This window comes from Vibrio sp. L5-1 (genome assembly GCF_021728315.1).
Classification (GTDB): domain Bacteria; phylum Pseudomonadota; class Gammaproteobacteria; order Enterobacterales; family Vibrionaceae; genus Vibrio; species Vibrio splendidus_K.
In genome coordinates this window covers 1-6560 of the sequence record NZ_JAKKCQ010000021.1, presented here as the reverse complement: position 1 = coordinate 6560, position 6560 = coordinate 1, and the positions used below count along the sequence as shown (strand labels likewise).

The following is a 6560-nucleotide window of genomic DNA, read 5'->3' as shown; positions in this document are numbered from 1 at the left end:
TGCATTATCTCATCATCGGAGATGACCGTAACATCGACCAATGGAAAATCTTGAGTATAGAGAGCCTTAGCCATCTTAGGGTTAGCAAACCCTTTTAACCAATTCATTTCATATGGGTAGGGCGAGATTTGACCATGGTAAAACTGCAAAGGTATCACCAGGGGTAAGTGCTCATGACCCGCTTCAATATGCTGTTGCATGGCAGCGATAGCATAACGTATCAGTCTGAACGCCATGTGTTTATCTGGCCGACTCTGGTGCTCAATTAACGCATAGACGTACCCTTCCCCCTGAGACGTTTTAAGAGAATAAAGGACATCCGAATAATAAGGCCGTAAGTTTTCTTCTATAAAGCTGCCTGATTCGAGCTTTAGGGTCGTCAAATCACAGATTTCACGCAGCTCAGCAGGTAGGTGGATATCCAATAAGTCCTTAGCGGTTTCAGGATGAGTGAGAAACTGCTTAAAGAGCGCATCATGTGGCGTTGGCGTGGTCTTTTTCATACCGTTACCTTAACACTAAATAAGTCAAATCAGTATTAGGATAAAAATCCTGCACCACGTTGGTTTCTTTCTACACATCAATTTGTGTTCATTTACACAATTTAGTTCACACAATTTGGTGAATTTACTCTAAGTAATCTTTGCCCCAAAATGGCTTAGTGCAAATACTCGTTCACATGCAGTTCATGGTCTTTTGCCATATTAAAAGTTATCTGAAAGTTTGTCCAAATAGGCACTTCGTGCCTCATGAAAGTGATAATGGCTGACAAGCGCAATTAGGCGAAAATGCCCTGAAAGCGTCACAAACTTTCAAGTACCTTCTCGGATTAATAGAAAATTAGCCCTATGCGTTTCTCATGTATGATTAAGAACTACTTTCCATGTACAACGTTTACTGTTGAAAAACTGATACTTGGCATTTATGGTTCTCATTCTTCAATTGCAGCCTTGGCACCATTGTACTGCTATCAAAATCATAAATGATAACTTCTGGGTGGTGAGTATCATAAGCCTGACCAATGAAAACAGCCGCAGCGTTTGAAGCACAAGTAAATAAGTGTATGGTTTGAATGCTATAATCAGATTTTAGTTTGTGAAAAATAGACTGAAGTTCGGCAGTCAAAGCTTTTCCGTTTTCAGGGTGTGGAATTGCACCGTTACCCATATATTTTTCTTTGGCTCTTATAGTGATGATCTGTGCGTTTTTATTACCACTTAAAGCTTTTGAAGCACCAATAAGACTTTCTGGTTCGGCAGTTAAGGCGATGTTTATGATGATGTCAGCATTTTCTGTTAAATCGTTTAGACCTTCTATTTCATAAAAAGCACCTACAGCTACTTCACTAGGCCAAGACCAGTTCCCACTTTCCCTAAAACGTAACATAGGCGTTACATCATTTTTATTACCCAATTTAGCTCCTAATCCAATAAGTGAAGATGTTGGTCCGAAGCCAAATAAAGCAGCATTGAAGCCACAACCCTTTGTTTGTTGAATGATCTTGTCTGCTGCACTTTGAATTACACTAGGCATCAATTGCCAAAATATATCTGGGGAATCAATCAATAAGTCTTCATTGTTGCTCAGAATGTTTATCTGTTCATGCATTCGGCGTTTAATTCTGGAGAGGCTACTGGCAACCTGAAGATATGATGGTGGCGAAACAGTTTGAGAGTTTACTGGCCATAGTACTGCATAAACTGGAATTGGCTGATATTTTAGGCCGTCCAGTAAGCTATTAGCAACAATACTAAACTCTTTTTTCATTGCTGATAACATTGGTGCGGTGTAGTCGCTTGCAGCTACTTTATCTATAAGTCTATGGTGCTTGTCACATAGAAGTAAAACGTTGTCAGGATTGTTGGAAAGCTTATTAGACAGTTCTGTGACCCCTCTGGCACCTTGCTCAGAAGACGCAACGTTATGGGCTAAATAAGCATAGTTTCCAGTCGTCCCTGAAATAGTATCATGGTCTAACTTTTCACCACATCCGGTGAACATGCAGCGACCATAGCTTTCTCTCCATACAGTATTTTTGGTATCTGCAGTGAAGTCTTTCCCTCTGCCTTTTAGTTTCCGATCATCCTCGAAGCGGACGAATAAATTCTCTAGTTCATCGATCGATAAATTAACGCTTTGTTGCCCCGCTTTAATCCAGATACCACTTATTGAGTCTAGTGTTAACAGATCGTAGCTCGTTATTTGATAACCTTGGATATTTCTGTATGTAATCACACTTTTGCTTTCAGATAAATTTGCTAGACAGTTTGCAGTGTCACGTGGTACTAGACATAACCTTAGCGTAGCTACTACTTCTTCATTAAGGCTAAGTAGAATGATGGTATTTTTATCATCGTTGTCAGTCAAAATTCCCACATCATTCCAGCTTACTAGCTTCTTAAGGTTTTTGTGGTATTGATTAAAATTATCCAGTGAATCAATTGGAGAACTCGCTGCCTGATTACAAAACTGATCAACTTTATTAGCCATTCACTTTCCTCGATAATTTTCAAATTTATTATTTATTTTGATGTAAATATTACTTGTCTACTACCAACAATAACAAAAAAGTTGCTATTCCGGATTGCGTATTTAGCATCATAGCCATTTTCAAAGTTGACGTTCAGCACGACAATAGAGAACAGTTATTTACAGCATTTCCACATAGTTAGCAATGTTCCTCCTGAACGATTGATAGTTCGATGACTTTTCCCTTTTCCAGGGTGTAGACCGACGTTGTTTTTATGCCTACGACAATAAAAAACAGTGGGCGATCGGAGTTGTCCTGTTCATGGGTTCGCCAGTCAGTTTTATCAGGGCTTGAGGGGCGCGGCACGTCTTGGGGGTGAGTGTGCCAGGTTCCAACATAGCCCAACAACTGTTCTGATGCGGTATAGGCTTCTTCAATTTCTGCCTGGTGAGCCTGTGAATCCAGCTTGAACGTCGTCCGGGTTCTTTGATCGGATGCTTTTGGAGTAGTCAAGGTATCTATCAAGACTTCACCGTTCCGGTTGTAATACCCAATGAGAAGTCCAGCTGACTCCACTGATGCTGGCTCTTCTTGCCGGTAGGTACACAACTTTTGATGAAGAGTCTGGGGGAGGTAAAGGCGCTTTCCACACTTGCTTTGATAGGTGATGAAATCCTTTGGCTGGCATATGTCACACAGAGGATGCCGTAAGGGTTGCTTCTTTAAAGAGGATGTGAAAGTTTGATATCTTGGAGTGAGATTGAGCCCTTCGCGCTCTGCATCTGCGTTATCGCCTTTCCAGCTAACTTTCTTTGACTCAGTCAACTTCCCTTCCAGATATCCGACAGCCAGATCTGCTGCGATAAGAGCTGTTTGTGTGGAGCTGATTGCGCCATAAGGGATAAACATCTCACCACAGCCAGCGTAGTTTTTAACTACATTCTGGTCGGATTCTATGAAATTGAGGTTGGATGCTAGACCGCGTACCCCAGTATTCGGCTCAACATACGCACATCGCAAACACCCCGGTTGACGCAGAATGTCTAGAACTGCATGTCCTCCGATTCCGTATCCTTCAAGCCAGCTATATATTACAGGGACTTTAACGTCCGATTTCACAAGATAATCGTGGAACAGGCGTTCATGGGTCGGCGCGCCTATGGCGATGACGACGAGATCATAAGCACTTAAAACATCGCGCTTTCTGTAATCGAGTAAAGAGTTGCGGTAACCATCTGCTTTCAGCCATGGAAACTTTGCTTGCAACTGAAAGGCTACAGCAAGAGCTTTCGGCCAGTCGGTCATGTTGCCCTCGAGGGTATGACGATACAAGTTAGACGTACTAAACCTGTCCGGATCTACAATATCAATACGGCCAATTCCTGCTGCTCCCAGCTTATGTGCTATTTCACTTCCTACCGAACCACAGCCAATCAGCAATACTTTCTTGTTATCAAGAGATGGGTTGGCACCACTGCGTGGCAACATGAGTTCTTTGTTGAAGACCTCAACAAAGATTGGCTCGATCTTCCACAACCTCATTTTTTCAGAGGTAAGGGGAAATGCCCGCTTCTTATCCAAACTGAGCTTTACCCCAACCCAGGCTTTGCCTGATGGTGTTACCGTGTTCAGCACTAGCCAGAACTCTTTAGCTCTGATAGGAAACAGCTCCTTGTCTGCCCTGCTTTTTGTTTCATGAGGGAGCCTTTGGAGGGCGTCCAGCAACCATGTTTTCAATCCGTCAGCATTGTGAGGAATAACCGGGTCTATGGATTGCAGCGGAAGAATACAGCCAGCGGCATCTTTTTGTTGCTGCCGTGCACCTATCTGGAAAAAGCGTGCCACATTTTGATCATTCCCCTCATATGGCAGGGCTGTGAAAGATGCGGAAATGCTCATAACGCTATCTGGTGAAATAGGTTTGTAAATATCCAGTTGAGTAAAATTGGCTACGCATGACGTGCAGTACAGTGTCTTTGCCGATTTGCTCATCATGCCCTTAGTGTTTGTGTACCAATTTGTGCTGAATTCCCTAAGTAACTCACTCTGGTTAAATTCGGAGTCTGTAATGAGTGAGCGTAGCAATTCAACATGCCGCCTTATGGATTCCTCGAAGGCCAGTTCTGGCCTTTCAAAGTTGACTGATACGGAGTCCAGGTGATTCACACAAATTGAGCCAAGCCCTCCGAAATTTTGAGTTGTCAGAACGTGGGCCAAGACCCCGAAAGATGCAGGGTCCTTTAAAAAAAAGTGCGGTAACTGCTGTAATTCATCAACGCAGAAATGCACCAAACTGACAAGGCGGCCATCAATTTCTACGCAGACCGAAAGTGTATCCAGATCCGAGTAGCTAGAGGGCTGAACTTCAAATTCACTGTCGAGGAAATATTCTAGAACAGAAGCGTAGTCCACGTTATGCACCTTGCGACGTGCCGGAAGCTCCTGCCGTGCTGAGGGGGGCGATCCCCGCAGCCGTTAGCGATGAAGCAGCCTTGGATGATGATTGCTTTTCTTGCTTGGGCACTTTGAAATCGTCGCCAAACAGCTTATTCAAGATTTCGCACTGTTCTACTTCGTCCGTCTCATCCGAGGCTTTCTGTAGGTCCTCTTGAAGCTTGAGCAGCTTGTTTCTAAGTTGGGCACCGACATTTAAATCACTACCATCGGCGTGCCCACCTTCCACCTTGTGTTGGAAAATATCGCGTTTCGGTTTTTTTGGTAACTTGACATATACGCGATAATCGTCTGTTCCCCATGGAGCTGAAATGTAGTCAGCATCAAGAATTGCATCAACCGTGCTTTTCAACGCCTGTAGATCGTCATCCACCTCGGCTGACAGCGAGTTAGGGCTATATTGTTCTTTCAGCATGACGGTTAGGCCAATAGAGAAGACCTTCTTTCTTACCTCTTCAGAATTAAAGTTCACCTCTCTCCAGCGTTTTATGTAGCGGATCAGACGTTTAAGCTGCTTGCGTTTTACTGTAGCCCCAAAAACAAAGTCATCAACGCTATCGATCCACTCAATAAGTCCTTTTTGATCAGCCTCTGACCATTCCTTGTGATCATCACTGGAACCATTTTTACCGACAGCGAGGTAGTAGGTATCATCGCCAAAAAAAGAGGTCTCTTTTTTGTATACGGTATAGTCAATATGCAGGTTGATTGATTTGTAGTCCGCTGTAACGCACGGCTTTTTGATTCTCGGATCCTTGAAATTCCGCTTATCCAGCACTTCTTTTATGACTTTCTTTGGAGCAACAGGATCTTCTGGTGCTTTCTCTGCATCAATGACGATTGCGCGATCTATGTCAAAATCACCATCCAGACTGTTGATGGCAGTGTTAACAGCAAATGATCCTTGCATGAATGAGTCGATTACAGGGTAGCCTGCCTCTTTGAAAGCGATTTTGATTTCCTCGAAAATGCTTTTATCTTTTTCCTTTGCCTTTTTATATCCTTCAGAGTGGCTGGTTAGGTAGATTTTCTTATTGAACTTGTTGAAATGATTTTGAATAGACATTGAGCACAGATCTCCCAGGTGATGGAATGAGTCAGGTAGTATATGGGGATGCATACAGTCAACTTCAAGTGACTGGATAGAAAAAAGACAAACTGTTCAAGAGAGCTACAGAAATCAGTTGACCTGCACCACTAATACCGGACGCGCTGTTAAGCAACTTTTCCATACTAGAAGTAATTTATGGATTGCTAATTTAGTAAAATGACTAACGAACTTCTGTCCAAAAATGTGTTGAAGGGTAGTCTCCTACCCTATTTCAATCAGCGGCCATAAGCCGCTTTTTTAAATCCAGCCTCGCTCAGAAAAAGACACCACACACTCAAATGAAACCACAAAGTGGTCCAGTACTCGGATATCAACCAATGCCAACGCATCCGTCAGTTGACGGGTAATGCGTCGGTCAGCTTGACTTGGGGTGGCGTCGCGTAGAGTAGGAGCAAGTTCGCCATACCAGCTTCACAGCTGGCGGTTTTACTCACTCCTCTCTCCGAACCGGACGTGCGAGTTTCCCCGCATCCGGCTCTCCATTTGACAATCATCAACTCGCAGTTTCTTGTGTTCCATCATGTG

At 43.4% G+C, this 6560-nt stretch carries 4 protein-coding genes and 1 pseudogene; all 5 read right to left on the bottom strand.

The window, feature by feature from the left end; genetic code table 11:
* The coding region (locus tag L3V35_RS25180; RefSeq protein ID WP_237300840.1) for an Rpn family recombination-promoting nuclease/putative transposase at window positions 1-503 on the bottom strand (503 nt) is incomplete at its 3' end.
* Window positions 504-894: 391 nt separating this feature from the next.
* Entirely contained in the window at window positions 895-2490 is a 1596-nt protein-coding gene (locus L3V35_RS25175; RefSeq protein WP_237300839.1) for an SAVED domain-containing protein, read from the bottom strand.
* A 178-nt stretch (window positions 2491-2668) separates the two neighbouring features.
* Entirely contained in the window at window positions 2669-4882 is a 2214-nt protein-coding gene (locus tag L3V35_RS25580) for a ThiF family adenylyltransferase (protein ID WP_237300838.1), read from the bottom strand.
* A 1-nt stretch (window position 4883) separates the two neighbouring features.
* Complete coding sequence (locus L3V35_RS25165) at window positions 4884-5990, bottom strand: nucleotidyltransferase (protein ID WP_237300837.1); 1107 nt, start codon at window positions 5988-5990, stop codon at window positions 4884-4886.
* A 282-nt stretch (window positions 5991-6272) separates the two neighbouring features.
* A pseudogene (locus tag L3V35_RS25160) lies at window positions 6273-6410 on the bottom strand (JAB domain-containing protein); the annotation flags it as partial.
* Window positions 6411-6560: the final 150 nt, after the last annotated feature.